The sequence below is a fragment of the Pseudomonas sp. LAM2023 genome, assembly GCF_016620375.1.
Classification (GTDB): Bacteria; Pseudomonadota; Gammaproteobacteria; order Pseudomonadales; family Pseudomonadaceae; genus Aquipseudomonas; species Aquipseudomonas anuradhapurensis.
In genome coordinates this window covers 465,315-484,549 of the sequence record NZ_JAENHV010000036.1, presented here as the reverse complement: position 1 = coordinate 484,549, position 19,235 = coordinate 465,315, and the positions used below count along the sequence as shown (strand labels likewise).

The following is a 19,235-nucleotide window of genomic DNA, read 5'->3' as shown; positions in this document are numbered from 1 at the left end:
CTACCGACGAGAGGCCCGCATGATCCAGCCCAACAAGATCCTCAAGACCTTCACCAAGACCATCGACCAGCTCGAACAACTGTCCACGAAGTGTTTGATTCTCGCGGGCACACCGCTGCCATTCACCTGCCGCGCCGCGAGGTCGAGATCCGACCGGCTACAGCACTCTGCTCCGCGCCAGGGTCATCGACCGTCTCCATGAACTGGAGGGGCAAGCCAGGGGCGCAGCCTTTCGTGTCCCACAGTCCCGGCCCGAAGCCCTGCGTCTTGCTGCCGAACTGGCAGAGAAGAACGAGCAGCTCGACAACCGCATGGCGCTGCATCAGGAATCCCTGTCCACCTTCGTGCGCACCTTCGAGGGGATGAAATGCTCACTGCAGCCACCCAACAGCATCGAAGTCCACTGACTCCACAACCGGAGCCAGCACCTCAGGCCTGAAGTCTTTACCGTAGCGGCTGAAGGTGATGCCACCGGTCTGATGCCCTAGCAGCCCACCCACCAGCGCCTCACTGAGACCTTTCTGCTTCAGGTGATCGGCGATGGTGTGACGGAAGCTATGGAAGTCCTTCTGCCCTTCCCCATCCTTGAAGCCCAACTGCTCACGAACACGGGTGAACCACTTCGACGGAGCAGCCGCGTAGCCATGCTTCTTGTGGCAGGTCAGCTCAGGGAAGATCCGCTGGTGCCCTGCCGCTCGCTGCTTCTGAATGAACTCGATAAAACCTAACGCCTTCAGCTTGGAGTGAATCGGCACCAGCCGCTCGGAGGATACAGTCTTGAGCTTCTGATCGGGTCGCAATGCTCGGATGTGGAGGCAGTCCACACCGTTGATGGTTACCACATCGTCGAGGTAGAGCTGACACAACTCATTGAGCCTCGCTCCGGTGTACAGCCCGAGCAGGGGCAGCCAATACTGATTCGGCTTCTTGGTGCTGGCCGAGGCGTAGACCTCCTTCGAGAACAACCGGCGCAGATCCACCTCGGTGAAGACGCTGCGCTCTTCGCTGACCTTGCCCCGCTGCTTCACCCGCAGCCCATCGAAGGGATTGCGCTCGCAGTAGCCCTCACGGATGGCGTAGGTGAAGAAGGTAGTCAGGTTTTTCACGTAGTTGTTGAACGTAGTGAGGCTGATCGTGCTGGTTGCCGCCTTAATGACCTCCTCCAAGGACTTGCCATCAGGAAGCTGATTGAGGCGCGGAGGCAGCTTGAGGGCTGTCTCGCGGAACTTCCGGGCATCCTGGCGGGTGATCAGGTCAATGGGCATGTCACCGATGATCCGCACCAGTAGGGCAGCAACGGCTCGCTTGTCGTCGATGGTCTTGGTCGAGACGCCTTCCCGCTCCTGCTGCCCCAAACACTCCTCGACCACCTTGGAGAAGCGAGGAGACGCACTGGGCGAGTCCGGCACCAATCCCATACCTTGACCTGAGGAGGCTCTTGTAGAGGCTCTGCGGAGCTTCTGAGAGCCTTCTACCGCTCTACCCTGCGCAACCTTGTCATTCGCTCCCCAATGCCCCGGTAGGGGCGCTCCAGCAGCCGCCATTTCGAGCAACTGCTGCTGACGGAGCCATGAGGCCCAACTGGCGACTCGCTTGCCTCCAGCCTCCCAGCCACCACGCAAGGCATCAAGGCAAGGCCGAACACCTTGAAAGGCTTGGGTGTAGAGGCGCTGAACCTGCAGGAGCAAGTCACGGCAACGGATCAAGGCTTCGCGCTTGCAGCGTGTCTGCAAAGAGCGACGGATTTCAGCGCAAGGAAACAACGGACGCAAGACTTCGGGCACCACGATCCTGAAATAAAAGATCGAGTGTCGGGACAACCAGAGGTAGGAAGGTACGGAAGACACGGTGGATCACCCCTTGGATCACTTGCGTGCTAGGGAGCGAAAAACCGTTAGAAATCAATTACTTAAATAAATGGAGGCGGCCCCACCAGCCACACCCCGGCACTCGATGTTCCCGCTATGGCTGCTCCCTTCCGGGCCTGACCAGGTTAACGGGTAATCAATGCGGGGGGACCGATGGGGCCACCACTACAGAGCTCGCTGAGCAGCGAGTGGCGCCATTGTACCGGTCTTGGGAGCAGATACAACCTCTGGGGCGAGAAAAAGTCATCATTTCTCAATGACTTGTCCGGATTGAGAAGGCCTGGGCGGACCTCTTCGCGGATTGGCCCGCACCTTCACGGGGCGCGTCACCTTACAGAGCCTGAGCGAGACAGGGCTTGCGTGCAAGCCTGGACGGGGGTCTCGAGCCAACATTGCCGGGGCCGCTTTGCGGCCCTTTCGCGACGCAAGGCCGCTCCTACAGGAAATTGCGCCGGGCGTCAGACGGCTATGCCCTGCTCGGCCAGGAAGGCAACGAAGGCGTCTTCGTCCAGTACCTTCACCCCCAGTTCGCTGGCCTTGGCCAGCTTGGAGCCCGCCCCTGGCCCCGCCACCACGCAGTGGGTCTTGCCGGACACCGAACCGGCCACCTTCGCTCCCAGGCTTTCCAGCTTTTCCTTGGCAATGTCACGGCTCATGCGCTCCAGGGTGCCGGTCAGTACCCAGGTCTGGCCGGCCAGTGGCAAGCCTTCGGCGACCTTCTTCTCATTGCTCCAGTGCATGCCGAACGCCAGCAACTGCGCCTCGATGTCCCGCGCCAGTTTCTGGTTGGCTTCATCCTTGAAGAACTCGCGCACCGCGTCAGCCTGCTTGGCCGCCAAGGCCTGGCGCAGGTCGATGCCGTCGGCGGCGATGATCTTGTCCAGGCTGTCGAGCCTGGCCACCAGCTTTTCAGCACCGGTCGGGCCGACCGAGGCGATGTCGAGCTTGGCGATCATGCCCGCCAGGGTCGTGCTGGCAGCGAATTCGGCAGCCAGCTCGCCTTCGTCCTGCAACTGCATGCCGCTGTCGAGCAGTTGCTGGATCACCTTCTGGTTATGCTCGTCTTCGAAGAAGTTGTGAATTTCGTAAGCCACCTCCAGCCCGATGTCCGGCAGGTAGGTGAGCACTTGCGGCAGCGCCTGCCGGAGGCGCGCCAGGCTGCCCAGCGAACGGGCCAGCACCTTGGCGGTTTCTTCGCCGACGTCCGGAATGCCCAGGGCATAGATAAAGCGCGCCAGGCTCGGGCGCTTGCTGGCTTCGATGGCATCCAGCAGCTTGCGGCTGGACACTTCGGCGAACCCTTCCAGGCCGACGATCTGCTCGAACTCCAGCTTGTACAAGTCCGCCGGCGAGCCGATCAGGCCTTCGTCGACCAGTTGCTCGACGCTCTTCTCGCCCAGGCCGTCGATATCCATGGCGCGGCGCGACACGTAATGGATGATCGCCTGCTTGAGCTGGGCGGCGCAGGCCAGGCGACCGACGCAGCGGTACACCGCGCCTTCGCTGGTGGTTTCCTTGCCCTTGCTGCGCTTGACCAGCCGGGTACGCTCGACCTGCGAGCCGCACACCGGGCACTCGCTCGGCACCTGCACCGGGCGGGCCTCCGCCGGGCGACGCTCCAGCACTACCTGCATCACCTGCGGGATCACGTCGCCGGCGCGGCGGATGATCACCGTATCACCAATGCGCAGGCCCAGGCGCGCGATCTCGTCCATGTTGTGCAGGGTGGCGTTGGACACGGTCACGCCCGCCACCTTGACCGGCTTCAGGCGGGCCACCGGGGTCACCGCGCCAGTGCGGCCGACCTGGAACTCGACGTCCAGCACCTCGGTCAGCTCTTCCATGGCGGGGAACTTGTGGGCGATCGCCCAGCGCGGTTCACGGGCGCGGAAGCCCAGCTCACGCTGGGCCGCCAGGCTGTTGACCTTGAATACCACGCCGTCGATCTCATAGGGCAGGCTGTTGCGTCGCTCGCCAATGTCGCGGTAGTAGGCCAGGCACTCTTCGATGCCGGCAGCGTGCTTGAGCTCGCGGCTGATCGGCAAGCCCCAGGCCTTGAGCTGCTCGAGGATGCCGATGTGGCTGTCGCCGATGCTCGCGGACACCTGACCGACGCCATAGCAGCAGAACTCCAGCGGGCGGCTGGCGGTGATCTTCGAGTCCAGCTGGCGCAGGCTGCCGGCGGCGGCGTTGCGCGGGTTGGCGAAGGTCTTGCCACCGGCTTCGGCCTGGGCGGCGTTGAGCCGCTCGAAACCGGCCTTGCTCATGTACACCTCGCCACGCACTTCCAGCACCGCCGGCCAACCCTCGCCCTGCAGCCTGAGCGGGATGTTGCGCACGGTGCGCACGTTGGCGCTGATGTCTTCGCCGGTAGTGCCGTCGCCACGGGTGGCGCCCTGCACCAACAGGCCGTCACGGTACAGCAGGCTCACGGCCAGGCCGTCGAGCTTGGGCTCGCAGCTGTAGTCGATTGCACCGGGCTGGTCGAGGCCATCGACCACACGGCGGCCGAACTCACGCAGGTCAGCTTCTTCAAAGGCGTTGCCCAGGCTCAGCATCGGCACTTCGTGGCGTACCTGGCTGAACGCAGCCAGGGCCGCGCCGCCGACGCGCTGGGTCGGCGAGTCGGGGGTCACCAGGTGCGGGTGCTCGGCTTCAAGCGCCTTCAGCTCGTTGAACAGGCGGTCGTATTCGGCGTCGGGCACGCTGGGCTCGTCGAGCACATAGTAGCGGTAGTTGTGCTGGTCGAGCTGGTGACGGAGTTCGTGGATACGGGATTCGGCGGTCATGGGGTCGTCTTCTCTTGCAAAGCAAAAGAGCAGCTCGAGGGCAATGCCGGGATTGGGGTGCCTACTGCCGGTGCCGACCCCTTCGCGGGTAAACCCGCTCCCACAGGTACATCACTGCTTGAGGCTTGTGGTGTACTTGTGGGAGCGGGTTTACCCGCGAAGAGGCCGGCACAGGCAACAGCAACACCCGAACCGCCCAGCACGCCCTCAGGCTGCTCTTTCGTCTGGATCTGTCAGCGCTTCTGCGTCAGCGCACGGCGCTCGAATTCGACGATACGCTGGCGATAGTGCTCGATGGTCTGGGCGGTCAGCACGCTGCGCTGGTCGTCCTTGAGCTCGCCGTTCAGTTCGTGGGCCAGCTTGCGCGCCGCAGCCACCATCACATCGAAAGCCTGCTTCGGATGACGCGGCCCCGGCAGGCCGAGGAAGAAGCTCACCGCACGGGTGCTGAAGTGGTCGATATCGTCCAGGTCGAATACGCCAGGCTTGACCGCGTTGGCCATGGAGAACAGCACTTCGCCGTGGCCGGCCATGCTTTCGTGCCGGTGGAAGATGTCCATTTCGCCGAAGCGCAGGCCACTCTCCAGGATGTTCTGCAGCAGGGCCGGGCCCTTGAAGCCACCCTCGTCGCGGGAGATCACGCTGATCACCAGCACTTCCTCGGCCGGTGGCAGTTCCTTGACGCTGCTGCTGGCAGGCGCCGGGTTGCTGCTGCGGGTGTTCTGTGCGGCAAAGTCTTCGTCGCTGTCGGCAAACAGGTCGGCTTCACGCGGTTCGGCGCTCAGGTTCAGGTCGCCCTGCTGGGCCTCGGCAGCAGCCGTGGCACGCTTGCCGCGCTTGCTGGCCTTGGCCGGCCTGGGTTCACGCTCGCGGTCGCGCGCAGAAGCGCTGAGCGACGGCAGGTCGCTTTCGTCCAGCTCAGGCTCCTTGTGGGTTTCCAGCACCCGCGACGGGCCAAGCACTTCGGCATTGCCCTCTTCGTCCGGCAGGTTGGAATAGCTGCGATCCAGACGGAATTTCAACTTGCCTTTGCCGCCGCGCATGCGGCGCCAGCCGTCGAAAAGAATCCCGGCAATGACAATGATGCCGATGACGATCAGCCACTCGCGCAGACCGATTTCCATGTAATCCCGTGCCTCTATAAAAATATGCTTGAAAACAAAGGGTTCAAAGCCCTTTAACACGTGGCGCCAACTCTATGTTCTGACAGGCGTTTTTACCCACGCAAAAAACGAGTGACATTAAGCTAGCACGACCAAAGACAACTTTACACCGTCTGTCGCACATGGCGGGGGCATTTCGCTTCAGAATATGCCCCGTCGCCGCCTATCAGGCATCGACCATGGCCATGGCCTCCTCCACATCCACCGCTACCAGCCGTGAACAGCCCGGTTCATGCATGGTCACGCCCATCAGCTGGTCGGCCATCTCCATCGCGATCTTGTTATGGGTGATGTAGATGAACTGCACGCTTTCACTCATTTCCTTGACCAGGCGGGCATAACGCCCGACGTTGGCATCGTCCAGCGGCGCATCGACCTCGTCGAGCATGCAGAACGGTGCGGGGTTCAACTTGAAGATGGCAAACACCAGCGCCAATGCGGTCAGTGCCTTTTCGCCGCCGGACAGCAGATGGATGGTGCTGTTCTTCTTGCCCGGTGGTCGCGCCATGATCGTTACCCCTGTATCGAGTAAATCTTCGCCCGTCAGTTCCAGATAAGCGCTGCCACCACCGAAAACTTTTGGGAAAAGTGCCTGTAATCCGGCATTTATCTGATCAAAGGTATCCTTGAAGCGGTTGCGGGTTTCCTTGTCGATCTTGCGGATGACGTTTTCCAGGGTCTCCAGCGCCTCGACCAGGTCGGCGTCCTGGGCATCCAGGTAGCGCTTGCGCTCGGACTGCTGCTGGTACTCTTCGATGGCCGCCAGGTTGATCGCCCCCAGGCGCTGGATTCGCGCATCGAGCTGCTCCAGCTCCTGTTCAGTGCCTTGCTCGGTGGCGTCGGCCTCGAGGGTGGCGAGCACGCCTTGCAGGTCGTAACCATCGGCCAGCAACTGTTCCTGCAGGGTCTTGCGCCGCACGTCCAGGCCCTGGCACTCCAGGCGCAACTGCTCCAGCTGGCCACGCAGCAGCTGCGCTTGCTGCTCGGCCTGGGTGCGGCGCTTCTCCGCGTCGCGCAGCTCACGGTCCGCTTCGTCCATGTGCAGGCGGGCCAGGCGCATTTCCTCGTCGACGCCCATGCGCTGCTCCAGCAGCGCTTCGAGCTTCAGGCGCAACTCCTCCAGCGGCGCCGCGCCTTCTTCCAGGTTCAGGCTCAATTGCTCCTGGCGCTCGGTCAGGCGCGCCGCCTGCTGCTCCAGGCGCTCCAGGGCCTGCCGGGTGGAATCGTGCTGGGCGCGCAGCGAGCCCAGGCGCACGGCCAGCTGGTGGGCGTGGTCCTTGTGCTGGCGAGCCTCCTGGCGCACGCGGTCGAGACTTTCGCGCAGGGTGTCGCGGCGGGCCATCAACTGCTCGCGCTGCTCGGTGTCCTGGGCCATCAGCTCCAAGGCTTCCTGCAGCAACAGGCGTGCTTCGCCCAGTTGTTCGTGCTCGAGGGCGCGCTGTTCTTCCAGCTCGGCCAGTTCTTCCTGCAGGCGCCGGCGACGCAGTTCGACCTGCTCGGCGCGCGCGCGGCCGGCCGACAGGCTGGCCTTCAGCTCACCGTGCAGGCGGTTTTCTTCCTGGGTGCGGCGGCGCAGTTGTTCACGCTGCTCCTCCAGGCCCAGCTGTTGCTCGCGCAGGGCCTGCAACTGCTGCTCCAGTTGTTCGAGCGCCGCTTCCTGCTGCGCCTGTTCGTGGCCGAGGCGTTCGATTTCCTGGCCGCGTGCCAGCACCCCGCCTTCGGCCTCACCACCACGGCGTATGCGCAGGAAATGCCGGCCTACCCAATAGCCATCGCGGCTGACCAGGCTCTGGCCCTCACCGAGCGAGGCGCGCTGCGCCAGCGCTTGTGCCAGGTCTTCGACGGGCCGCACCTGGCCCAGCCAGGGCGCCAGGTCGATACCGCCGGAGACCTTTTCCAGCAAGCTGCCGGGCAGCGAAGGACTGTCGCCGCTGGCCAGCAGCAGACGCAACTCGCCCTGCTCCAGGCCGGCAAAATCGAGGCGGTTGAAATCGTCCACCAGCACCGCCTGCAAGTCGGCGCCAAGCACCGTTTCCACGGCCAGCTCCCAGCCCGGCTCCACGCGCAGCCCTTCAGCCAGGCGGGGTTGCTGTTCAAGGCCTTGGCCGTGCAACCAGTCGGCCGCCCCCGCGCCCGGCTCCAGCGCCGCCTGCTGCAAGGCTTCGAGTGATGCCAGGCGGCCGCCCAGGCGCTGCAGGTCGCCCTGCGCCTGCTGCTGGGCCTGGGTGGCCTGGTGCAGTTGCTGGCGCAGGCCTTCCAGGCGCTCGACCACCTGCTCTTCGGACAACTGCAGCTCTTCGAGCAACATTTCGCTGCTGGCCAACTGCTCGGACAATTCCAGCATGGCGGCGTCCTGCGGATCGCTGCCCAACTGCTCGCGCTCCTCGCCCAGCTTGCGCTGGCGTTCGGCCAAGCGCTCCAGGCTGGCCTCCAGCTGCACCAGGCGCGCCTGCTGCACTTCGGCCTGGCGGCGCGGCTCGGCGGAGCGGCTGTTGAAGCTGTCCCACTGCTCCTGCCAGCCGTGCATGCCCAGTTCGGCCTCTTCAAGGGCAGCGGCGGCTTCTTCGGCAGCGGCCAAGGTCATTTCCTGCTCGGGCTCGAGCATGGCCAGCTCTTCGCCCAGGGTCGCCAGCAGGGTGCGGTCGTGGCCCAGGTGCGATTCGGTCTCCAAGCGCGTGCGCTCGGCTTCCTTGAAATCGTCCTGCAACTGGCGCAGGCGCTGCTGGCCGTGCTGGATGCTCTGCTCGACCCGGGCGATATCCCCCGCCACGGAATAGAAGCGGCCCTGCACCTGGTTGAAGCGCTCGGACAATTCGTGATGGCTATCGCGCAGGCGCTCGATAGTGGCATCGGCGTTGCGCTGCTCGGCGACCAACGCTTCATGGGACACGTCCTGGTCACCGATCACTGCCTCGCGCTGGCGCACGCGGGCGTCCAGGTCGCGCCAGCGCAAGGCCGACAGGCGGGCCTTCAGCTGGCGTTCCTGGGCTTTGTACTCGCGGTACTTCTCGGCGGCCTGGGCCTGCCGGTGCAAGCGCTCCAGCTGGCGTTCCAGCTCTTCGCGCAGGTCGGTCAGGCGCGCCAGGTTCTCCTGGGTGCGGCGGATGCGGTTCTCGGTTTCGCGGCGGCGTTCCTTGTATTTGGAAATGCCGGCCGCTTCCTCGATGAAGTTGCGCAGTTCCTCCGGCTTGGCCTCGATCAGCTTGGAGATCATGCCCTGTTCGATGATCGAGTAACTGCGCGGCCCCAGGCCGGTACCGAGGAAGATGTCGGTGATGTCGCGGCGCCGGCACTTGGTGCCATTGAGGTAGTAGCTGTTCTGCCCGTCACGGGTGACCTTGCGGCGAATCGAGATTTCGGCATAGGCGGCATATTCGCCGACCAGCGTGGTTTCGCTGTTGTCGAACACCAGCTCGATGCTGGCCTGGCTGACCGGCTTGCGGCCACTGGAGCCGTTGAAGATGACGTCGGTCATCGACTCGCCGCGCAGGTTCTTTGCCGAACTCTCGCCCATCACCCAGCGCACGGCATCGATGATGTTGGACTTGCCACAGCCGTTGGGGCCGACCACGGCCGCCATGTTGCTGGGGAAATTGACCGTGGTCGGGTCGACGAACGACTTGAACCCGGCCAGGCGAATGCACTTCAGGCGCATCGGTCAGCCTCGGGCCAGCGCCGCCAGCACCAGTTCGCAGCTGCGCTGGCAGTAGGCGGTCAGCACCTCGCGAATGCGCGGCAGGTCACGGGCGACCACGGCGTCGAGCAGGCGGGCGAACAGGTCGAGGTAATCGCTCATGCTGGCCTGGCGCTGATCCAGTGCCAGGTAGTAGGCGCGGCTCATGGCCGGCTGCAGGTTTTCCACGGTTTCCTGCAGGAACGGGTTGTCGGCGAATGGATAGGCCGCGCGCATCACCGCGAAACTGTCGGCGACGAAGGCCTTGATATCAAGCAGCTGATGAGCACGTTGCAGGCGCTGCTGGATGTCCAGGAACGGGCGCAGGTCGGCATCAGTGCGCCATTTTTGCGCGACCGCATTGCCCAGCAGGATGTAGAACTCGCTCATCAGCGCACACAGGCTGCGGACCCCGCGCTCGTCCAGTTCGGTCACGTGGGCACCACGGCGCGGCAGGATCGCCACCAGGTGCCGGCGTTCGAGGATCAGCAGCGCTTCGCGCACCGAGCCACGGCTGACGTTGAGCGCCTGGGTGACCTTCAACTCCTGGATACGCTCGCCTGGCGCCAGTTCGCCGCGGATGATGCGTTCGGCCAGGTAATCGGCAATCTGCTCGGAGAGGCTGTCCGGGGCCTTGAACGTCATGGTTGTCCTTCAAAATCAGTGAACTGGGCACAAGCAGCGGATTGTAGCGCACTTGCCCGGTAATCGCGCAGAGGGGCCAGGTGGTTTATTTGACCCGCCAGGCAACCCCGCGCCCGGCGCGATCTATGCTTGGCATATGGGCAATGTGAACCGTTGGGCAGCGACACGTAAAATTTCCTGACCTTTGAGTCAGAAAATTATTGACCAGCAGGACAGCTCTTGCTTAGAGTCCGCCCAACAACAATAAAACCATTGCGAGGCCATCCCCGTGATCCAGTTTCTCGTCAACCAGGAGCTGCGTAGTGAGCATGCCCTGGACCCGAACATGACGGTGCTGCAGTACCTGCGCGAGCACCTGGGCAAACCTGGCACCAAGGAGGGCTGCGCCAGTGGTGACTGCGGCGCCTGCACCGTGGTGGTCGGTGAACTGACCCAGGACGACCAGGGCAACGACAGCCTGCGCTACCGCAGCCTCAACTCATGCCTGACGTTCGTATCGTCGCTGCACGGCAAGCAACTGATCAGCGTCGAAGGGCTCAAGCACCAAGGGCAACTGCACAGCGTGCAACAGGCCATGGCCGATTGCCATGGTTCGCAGTGCGGCTTCTGCACCCCCGGCTTCGTCATGTCGCTGTTCGCCCTGCAGAAGAACAGCAACGGCCCCGACCTGCACCAGGCCCAGGAAGCCCTGGCCGGCAACCTGTGCCGCTGCACCGGCTACCGGCCGATCCTGGAAGCCGCCGAGCAGAGCTGCCGGCAACCGTGCCGCGACCAGTTCGATGCCCAGCAGGCCCAGACCATCAGCCGCCTCAAGGCGATTGCACCGACCCAGACCGGCGAGCTGAACAGCGGCGACAAACGCTGCCTGGTGCCGCTGACCGTGGCCGACCTGGCCGACCTGTACAGCTCGCACCCCGAGGCGCGGCTGCTGGCCGGCGGTACCGACCTGGCCCTGGAAGTCACCCAGTTCCACAAGACCTTGCCGGTGATGATCTACGTCGGCCACGTGGCCGAACTCAAGCGCATCGAGAAGACCGCCAGCCACCTGGAAATCGGCGCCGCCACCCCACTCACCGACTGTTACGGCGCGCTCAACGAGGAGTACCCCGACTTCGGCGCCCTGCTGCACCGCTTCGCCTCGCTGCAGATCCGCAACCAGGGCACCTTGGGTGGCAATATCGGCAACGCTTCGCCGATCGGCGACTCGCCACCCCTGCTGATTGCCCTGGATGCGCAGATCGTCCTGCGTCAGGGCGAGCGCCAGCGGGTGATGGCCCTGGAAGACTATTTCATCGACTACCGCATCACTGCCCGCCAGGACAGCGAGTTCATCGAGAAGATCATCGTGCCACGCGCCACCCGCGATTGGGCGTTCCGCGCCTACAAGGTATCCAAGCGCCTGGACGACGACATCTCCGCGGTGTGCGGGGCCTTCAACCTGAGCATCGAAGACGGTGTGGTCAGCGGCGTGCGCATCGCGTTCGGCGGCATGGCGGCCATCCCCAAGCGCGCCCGCGCCTGCGAGGCAGCGTTGCGCGGCAAGCCGTGGAACCAGGCCACCGTCGAGCGTGCCTGCCAGGCCCTGGCCGAAGACTTCACCCCGCTCAGCGACTTCCGCGCCAGCAAGGAATACCGCCTGCTGACCGCGCAGAACCTGCTGCGCAAGTACTTCATCGAACAGCAAACGCCGCACATCGAAACCCGGGTGACCGCTTATGTCTAACCATCACGTAGCCAAGAGCCAGGCCGAGATGGCCGCACTGTTCAGCCAGGACCTGACCACCGGGGTTGGCCGCAGCGTCAAGCATGAGAGCGCTGACAAGCATGTGTCCGGCGAGGCGGTGTACATCGATGATCGCCTGGAATTCCCCAACCAGTTGCACGTCTACGCGCGCACCTCCGATCGCGCCCATGCGCGCATCCTGCGCATCGACACCACGCCCTGCTATGCCTTCGACGGGGTGCGCATCGCCATCACCCACGAAGACATCCCCGGCCTCAAGGACATCGGCCCGGTAGTGGCCGGCGACCCGTTGCTGGCCATCGACAAGGTCGAGTACTTCGGCCAGCCGGTGCTCGCCGTCGCCGCGCGCGATCTCGACACCGCACGCCGTGCGGCGATGGCCGCGATCGTCGAGTACGAAGACCTGGAGCCAGTGCTGGATGTGGTCGAAGCACTGCGCAACAAGCACTTCGTGCTCGACAGCCACACCCACCAGCGTGGCGACGCCGCTGCCGCCCTGGCCACCGCCCCGCACCGCCTCCAGGGCACCCTGCACATCGGTGGCCAGGAGCACTTCTACCTGGAAACGCAGATCTCCTCGGTAATGCCCACCGAAGATGGCGGCATGATCGTCTACTGCTCCACGCAGAACCCTACCGAAGTGCAGAAGCTGGTCGCCGAAGTGCTCGACGTGCCGATGAACAAGGTGGTGCTGGACATGCGCCGCATGGGTGGCGGTTTTGGTGGCAAGGAAACCCAGGCCGCCAGCCCGGCGTGCCTGTGCGCCGTCATTGCGCGCCTGACCGGGCAACCGACCAAGATGCGCCTGCCAAGGGTCGAGGACATGACCATGACCGGCAAGCGCCACCCCTTCTATGTCGAGTACGACGTGGGCTTCGATGACGACGGCCGCCTGCATGGCATCAACCTCGACCTGGCCGGCAACTGCGGCTACTCACCCGACCTGTCCGGCTCGATCGTCGACCGCGCCATGTTCCACTCCGACAACGCCTACTACCTGGGCGATGCCACCGTGCACGGCCACCGCTGCAAGACCAACACCGCCTCCAACACCGCGTACCGCGGCTTTGGCGGCCCGCAGGGGATGGTCGCCATCGAGCAGGTGATGGACCATATCGCCCGGCACCTGGGCCGCGATCCGCTGGCGGTGCGCAAGGCCAACTACTACGGCAAGCGCGAGCGCAACGTCACCCACTACTACCAGACCGTCGAGCACAACATGCTCGAGGAAATGACCGCCGAACTGGAAGCCAGCAGCGACTATGCCGAGCGCCGCGAATCGATCCGCCGCTTCAATGCCAACAGCCCGGTGCTGAAAAAGGGCCTGGCGCTGACCCCGGTGAAGTTCGGCATCTCGTTCACCGCCACCTTCCTCAACCAGGCCGGTGCGCTGATCCACATCTATACCGACGGCAGCATCCACCTCAACCATGGCGGCACCGAGATGGGCCAGGGCCTGAACACCAAGGTGGCCCAGGTGGTGGCGCAGGTGTTCCAGGTCGATTTCAGCCGCATCCAGATTACTGCCACAAACACCGACAAGGTGCCCAACACCTCGCCGACCGCCGCCTCCAGTGGCGCCGACCTGAACGGCAAGGCTGCGCAGAATGCCGCCGAAATCCTCAAGCAGCGCCTGACTGAGTTCGCCGCGCGGCACTACCAGGTAACCGAGGAAGACGTCGAGTTCCGTAACGGCCATGTGCGCGTGCGCGACCAGATCGTCAGCTTCGAGCAACTGGTGCAGCAGGCCTACTTCGCCCAGGTGTCGCTGTCCAGCACTGGCTTCTATCGCACACCGAAGATCTACTACGACCGCAACCAGGCGCGTGGCCGGCCGTTCTACTACTTCGCCTTCGGCGCCGCCTGCGTCGAGGTGATCGTCGACACCCTGACCGGCGAGTACAAGATGCTGCGCGCCGACATCCTGCACGACGTGGGCGCTTCGTTGAACCCGGCCATCGACATTGGCCAGGTGGAAGGCGGCTTCATCCAGGGCATGGGCTGGCTGACCAGCGAAGAACTGGTGTGGAACGCCAAGGGCAAGCTGGTGACCAATGGCCCGGCCAGCTACAAGATCCCCGCCGTGGCCGACATGCCGCTGGACCTGCGGGTGAAGCTGGTGGAAAACCGCAAGAACCCGGAGGACACCGTGTTCCACTCCAAGGCCGTGGGCGAACCACCGTTCATGCTCGGCATCGCGGCCTGGTGCGCGATCAAGGACGCCGTGGCCAGCATCGCCGACTACCGCGTGCAGCCCGCCATCGATGCGCCGGCGACGCCGGAGCGGGTGTTGTGGGGTTGCGAGCAGATGCGCAAGGCGGTGGCTGCGGCGCAACCTGCCGAGCCGGAACTGGAAAGCGTCCCGCAGTAACGCCGCCGGCCCGCTTTTTTTGTAGGAGCGGCCTTGTGTCGCGAAAGGGCCGCGCAGCGGCCCCAAAATTCGAACAGCAACATGGCTTTCTGGGGCTGCTGCGCAGCCCTTTCGCGACACAAGGCCGCTCCTACACAAAGCGGACCGCGTTGCCCTGGAGAGGATCTGCATCATGCACCAATGGATCAACGCCCTCGCCGACCACCAATCCCGTGGCGAAGCCTGCGTGCTGGTCACCATCATCGAGGAGCGCGGCTCGACCCCGCGCAACGCTGGCTCGAAAATGGTCGTCAGCGCCACCGGCCTGTTCGACACCATCGGCGGTGGCCACCTGGAATACAAGGCGCTGCACATCGCCCGGCAGATGCTCGAGGAGCAGCGCAGCACCCCGCACCTGGAGCGCTTCAGCCTCGGCGCCAGCCTGGGCCAGTGCTGCGGCGGCGTCACCGTGCTGCTGTTCGAGCCCATGGCCGCCGTGCAGGCGCAAATCGCCGTGTTCGGCGCGGGCCATGTCGGCCGCGCTCTGGTACCCTTGCTCGCCGCGCTGCCCTGCCGGGTGCGCTGGATCGATTCGCGCGAGCAGGAATTCCCGGCCCTGGTGCCCGACGGGGTAACCAAGGTGGTCAGCGAGGAACCGGTCGACGAAGTCGCCAGCCTGCCAGCGGGCTGCTACTGCATCGTCATGACCCACAACCACCAGCTCGACCTGGAGCTGAGCGCCGCCATCCTCAAGCGCAACGACTTCACCTGGTTCGGCCTGATCGGCTCGAAGACCAAGCGGGTCAAGTTCGAACACCGCCTGCGCGAGCGCGGCTACGACGAGGCCGTGCTGGCACGCATGCGTTGCCCGATGGGCCTGGCCGAGGTCAAGGGCAAGCTGCCCATCGAAATCGCCGTGTCCATCGCCGCCGAGATCATCGCCACCTACAACGCCTGCTTCGGCCAGCACGACGCTGCGGCCAATGCCGGCCCCATTGCCCAGTTGCTGCCGCCCTCCCGGCGCAGCCAAGCCCATTGACGAGTGTGTTATGACCGTTACCCGCAAAGCCTACCGTGCCGCCATCCTGCACAGCATCGCCGACCCGGCCGAGGTGGGCCTGGAGGCCTCCCATGAGTACTTCGAGGACGGCCTGCTGGTGGTCGACGATGGCCGCATCCGCGCCGTTGGCCATGCCAGCGAACTGCTGCCGAGCCTGGATGCCGACATCCCGGTCGAGCACTACCAGGACGCGCTGATCACCCCAGGCTTCATCGACACCCATATCCACTTCCCGCAGACCGGCATGATCGGCTCCTACGGCGAACAGCTGCTGGACTGGCTGAATACCTACACCTTCCCTTGCGAAAAGCAGTTTGCCGACAAGGATCACGCCGACCAGGTCGCGAAGATCTTCCTCAAGGAACTGCTGCGCAACGGCACTACCACTGCGCTGGTGTTCGGCAGCGTGCACCCGGAATCGGTCAATGCCCTGTTCGAAGAGGCCGAGCGCCTGGACCTGCGCCTGATCGCCGGCAAGGTGATGATGGACCGCAACGCGCCGGACTACCTGACCGACACCGCCGAGTCCGGCTACGCCGAAAGCAAGGCGCTGATCGAGCGCTGGCATGGCAAGGGCCGCCTGCACTATGCCGTCACCCCGCGCTTCGCCCCGACCAGCACCCCGCAACAGCTGACCCTGGCCGGCCAGTTACTCAAGGAGCACCCGGGCGTGTACATGCACACGCACCTGTCGGAAAACCTCAAGGAAATCGATTGGGTCAAGTCACTGTTCCCCGAGCAGAAGGGCTACCTCGACGTGTACGACCACTTCGAGCTGCTGGGCGAACGCTCGGTGTTCGCCCACGGCGTGCACCTGTGCGACGAGGAATGCCAGCGGCTGGCGAAAACCGGCTCGGCCGTGGCCTTCTGCCCCACCTCCAACCTGTTCCTCGGCAGTGGCTTGTTCAACCTGCCGCAGGCCGAGCGCTTCAAGGTCAACGTGGGCCTGGGCACCGACGTCGGCGCCGGCACCAGCTTCTCGCTGCTCAACACCCTCAATGAAGCGTACAAGGTGATGCAGCTGCAGGGCGCGCGCCTGCACCCGTACAAGTCGCTGTACCTGGCCACCCTCGGCGGCGCCCGGGCGCTGCGCCTGGACGACCGCATCGGCAGCCTGCGCCCGGGTAACGATGCCGACTTCGTGGTGCTGGACTACAAGGCCACGCCGCTGCTGGACTACCGGATCCAGCAGTCCAACAGCATTGAAGAGACACTGTTCGTGCTCACTACCCTGGGCGACGATCGCACCGTGCGCGAAACCTACGCCGCCGGGCGTTGCGTGCACCAGCGCTGATAATACAAAGGGGCCGCAAGCGGCCCCTTCGTTCATTTCGGCAAACGATCAACCCTTGGCGGCTGCCTTGGGCTTTTTCAGCAGGTGCGAAAACACCGCATGCAGGTCGTCCGAGGCGCTTTCCTCGTCCAGGTTCAGCTTGCTGTCGATGTGGTCCATGTGGTGCATCATCAGGCTCACGGCCTGTTCGGCATCACGCGCCTCGATGGCATCGATCAGTTGCATGTGCTCGTCATACGAGCAGTGCGAGCGGTTGCCGCTTTCGTATTGGGCGATGATCAGCGAGGTCTGCGACACCAGGCTGCGCTGGAAGCTGACCAGTGGCGCGTTACCGGCGGCCTCTGCCAGCTTGAGGTGAAACTCGCCGGACAGGCGGATGCCGGCGCCCCGGTCACCGCGGGAAAAGCTGTCGCGCTCGTCGCGCACCATCTGCCGCAGTTCGTTGAGCTGCTCTGGCGTGGCGTGCTGCACCGCCAGCTCGGTGATGGCCCGCTCGACCATGCGCCGCGAGAAGAACACCTGACGGGCTTCTTCCACCGTGGGGCTGGCCACCACCGCGCCACGGTTCGGCCGCAGCAGCACCACGCTTTCGTGGGCCAGGCGCGACAAGGCACGGCGGATGATGGTGCGGCTGACGCCGAAGATCTCGCCCAGCGCTTCCTCGCTCAACTTGGTGCCCGGAGCCAGACGCTGCTCGAGGATCGCCTCGAAGATATGCGCGTAGACGATGTCGTCCTGGGTACCACTGCGCCCGGCCTTGCCGTTGCGCGCAGGTTTCTTCAGAGGTTGCAGCTGTTCGTTCATGGGCTCTCGAGGCACGAAGGAAAGTATGGCGCCATTGTACACAGGCTGAGCCGATTCTGCAGGTGGCCTTTTACCTATATAGCCGTTGTACGCCACATTGCGCACACAAAAGATAAAACATTATTTGCATTCTTTGTACACAAAAGCATAATCCACCGAGCAACTTCTTGACCTGCAAGTCAACAAAAAGCGGTCAGACGTCTGCCTTCCCTCGCGGGGCCGCCAAGTGCATTGCGCAGGAACCGGGCCCAAGAACAACAAGAAAGACTTGAGGAGTACCTGCTGTGGAAAGCCGCAAATCCGAAGCCCCTACGCTGGATCTCGCCCCACCGCTCGAAACGAGCTGGCTGGAGCGGATTTTCAAACTCAAGCAACACGGCAGTACCGTCAGGACCGAACTGATTGCCGGGGTGACCACCTTCATCACCATGGCCTACATCATCTTCGTCAACCCCAACATCATGGCCGACGCCGGCATCGACCACGGCGCCGCCTTCGTCGCCACCTGCATCGCCGCCGCACTGGGCTGCCTGCTGATGGGCCTGTACGCCAACTGGCCGGTGGGCCTGGCGCCTGGCATGGGCCTCAACGCCTTCTTCACCTACACCGTGGTCGGCACCATGGGCTACAACTGGGAAACGGCACTCGGGGCGGTGTTCGTCTCGGGCGTGCTGTTCATGTTCCTCACCTTGTCGAAAGTGCGCGAATGGTTGCTCAACAGCATCCCGGTCAGCCTGCGCCATGCCATGGGGGCCGGTGTCGGACTGTTTCTCGGGCTGATCGGCCTGAAGACCGCAGGCATCATCGTCGACAGCCCCGCCACCCTGATCAAGCTGGGTTCGCTGCACGAGCCGGGGCCGCTGCTGGCGGCACTGTGCTTCCTGCTGATCGCCATCCTAAGCTACAAGCGGGTGTTCGGCGCGATCCTGATCAGCATCATCGGCGTCACCGTGGCGGGCTGGGGCCTGGGCCTGGTCAAGTTTGGCGGGGTGATGTCGATGCCGCCGAGCCTGGCCCCGACCTGGATGGCCATGGATGTGGCCGGGGTGTTCAACGTCAGCATGATCAGCGTGGTGCTGGCGTTCCTCTTCGTGCACATGTTCGACACGGCCGGCACCCTGATGGGCGTGGCGCAGCGGGCCAACCTGGTGGCGCCGGACGGGCGCATCGAAAACCTGTCGCGGGCGTTGAAGGCCGACAGTGCTTCGAGCGTGTTCGGTGCCGTGGTCGGTGTGCCGCCGGTGACCAGTTACGTGGAGAGTGCTGCCGGCGTCGCCGCAGGTGGCCGCACCGGCCTGACGGCGGTGGTGGTCGGCGTGCTGTTCATTGCCGCGATGTTCTTCGCACCACTGGCCGGGATGATTCCCGCCTACGCGACTGCCGGTGCGCTGATCTACGTGGCGATGCTGATGATGGGCAGCATGGCCCACATCCATTGGGACGAAGCTACCGACAGCATTCCGGCGATCGTCACGGTGATCATGATGCCGCTGACCTTCTCCGTTGCCGATGGTATCGCCCTGGGCTTCATCAGCTACGTGGCGCTGAAGGCGGGTACCGGCAAGTACAAGGAAATCTCCGCCAGCCTGTGGGTGCTGTGCGCGATCTTCATTGCCAAGTTCGTGTTCCTCTGACCCTGCTGCAGCAACCAAGGGCGCCTCGGCGCCCTTTCTTTATTTGGCCGGCATCAATCTGCTGGCTTTTGTAGGAGCGGCCTTGTGTCGCGAAAGGGCTGCGCAGCAGCCCCAGGGTTGCAGCGCAGATGCACAAATTGCCGGGGCTGCTGCGCAGCCCTTTCGCGACACAAGGCCGCTCCTACAAGGGCCCACGCTAGCGATCAGATGG

11 protein-coding genes, 1 other RNA gene and 1 pseudogene are annotated in these 19,235 nt (G+C 64.2%); 5 read left to right on the top strand and 8 right to left on the bottom strand.

Annotated elements, in window-relative coordinates; translation table 11 throughout:
• Positions 1–371: 371 nt before the first annotated feature.
• The 7 genes and pseudogenes from JKP78_RS21955 to JKP78_RS21930 all read right to left on the bottom strand — a co-directional run bounded on the left by JKP78_RS21955 (position 372) and on the right by JKP78_RS21930 (position 10,138).
• Entirely contained in the window at positions 372–1,418 is a 1,047-nt protein-coding gene (locus JKP78_RS21955; protein WP_234454684.1) for a site-specific integrase, read from the bottom strand.
• Between the two features lie 297 nt (positions 1,419–1,715).
• A pseudogene (locus JKP78_RS25535) lies at positions 1,716–1,784 on the bottom strand (hypothetical protein); the annotation flags it as partial.
• A gap of 143 nt (positions 1,785–1,927) precedes the next feature.
• An RNA gene (gene ffs, locus JKP78_RS21950) (signal recognition particle sRNA small type) lies at positions 1,928–2,024 on the bottom strand.
• A 302-nt stretch (positions 2,025–2,326) separates the two neighbouring features.
• Positions 2,327–4,657, bottom strand: coding sequence for an NAD-dependent DNA ligase LigA (gene ligA / locus JKP78_RS21945; protein ID WP_186688385.1), 2,331 nt, complete (start codon positions 4,655–4,657; stop codon positions 2,327–2,329).
• Between the two features lie 233 nt (positions 4,658–4,890).
• Positions 4,891–5,781, bottom strand: coding sequence for a cell division protein ZipA (zipA, locus tag JKP78_RS21940; RefSeq protein WP_200627589.1), 891 nt, complete (start codon positions 5,779–5,781; stop codon positions 4,891–4,893).
• A gap of 205 nt (positions 5,782–5,986) precedes the next feature.
• The gene (smc, locus tag JKP78_RS21935; protein WP_200627588.1) at positions 5,987–9,475 is read right to left on the bottom strand and encodes a chromosome segregation protein SMC; all 3,489 of its coding nucleotides are present in this window, start codon (positions 9,473–9,475) and stop codon (positions 5,987–5,989) included.
• A 3-nt stretch (positions 9,476–9,478) separates the two neighbouring features.
• Complete coding sequence (locus JKP78_RS21930; RefSeq protein ID WP_186688403.1) at positions 9,479–10,138, bottom strand: GntR family transcriptional regulator; 660 nt, start codon at positions 10,136–10,138, stop codon at positions 9,479–9,481.
• A 268-nt stretch (positions 10,139–10,406) separates the two neighbouring features.
• Between JKP78_RS21930 and xdhA the strand changes: the two genes are divergently transcribed.
• From xdhA to guaD, 4 genes are all read left to right on the top strand, one after another.
• Complete coding sequence (gene xdhA / locus JKP78_RS21925) at positions 10,407–11,861, top strand: xanthine dehydrogenase small subunit (RefSeq protein ID WP_186688405.1); 1,455 nt, start codon at positions 10,407–10,409, stop codon at positions 11,859–11,861.
• A complete protein-coding gene (xdhB, locus tag JKP78_RS21920; RefSeq protein ID WP_200627587.1) occupies positions 11,854–14,253 on the top strand; it encodes a xanthine dehydrogenase molybdopterin binding subunit in 2,400 nt (799 codons plus the stop codon). The genes xdhA and xdhB overlap by 8 nt, the downstream gene beginning before the upstream one ends.
• Positions 14,254–14,425: 172 nt before the next feature.
• Positions 14,426–15,271, top strand: coding sequence for a xanthine dehydrogenase accessory protein XdhC (gene xdhC / locus JKP78_RS21915; protein WP_170030989.1), 846 nt, complete (start codon positions 14,426–14,428; stop codon positions 15,269–15,271).
• Positions 15,272–15,281: 10 nt separating this feature from the next.
• On the top strand, positions 15,282–16,586 hold the full coding sequence (gene guaD / locus JKP78_RS21910) for a guanine deaminase (RefSeq protein ID WP_200627586.1): 1,305 nt from the start codon (positions 15,282–15,284) through the stop codon (positions 16,584–16,586).
• Positions 16,587–16,634: 48 nt separating this feature from the next.
• Here guaD and JKP78_RS21905 read toward each other — a convergent pair whose 3' ends face one another.
• Positions 16,635–17,390, bottom strand: a complete 756-nt coding sequence (locus JKP78_RS21905; RefSeq protein WP_170030993.1) for a GntR family transcriptional regulator — start codon at positions 17,388–17,390, stop codon at positions 16,635–16,637.
• A 284-nt stretch (positions 17,391–17,674) separates the two neighbouring features.
• Between JKP78_RS21905 and JKP78_RS21900 the strand changes: the two genes are divergently transcribed.
• Positions 17,675–19,024: an NCS2 family permease gene (locus JKP78_RS21900; RefSeq protein ID WP_186688427.1), complete on the top strand. Its 1,350-nt coding sequence runs from the start codon at positions 17,675–17,677 to the stop codon at positions 19,022–19,024.
• The last annotated feature ends 211 nt before the right edge of the window (positions 19,025–19,235 follow it).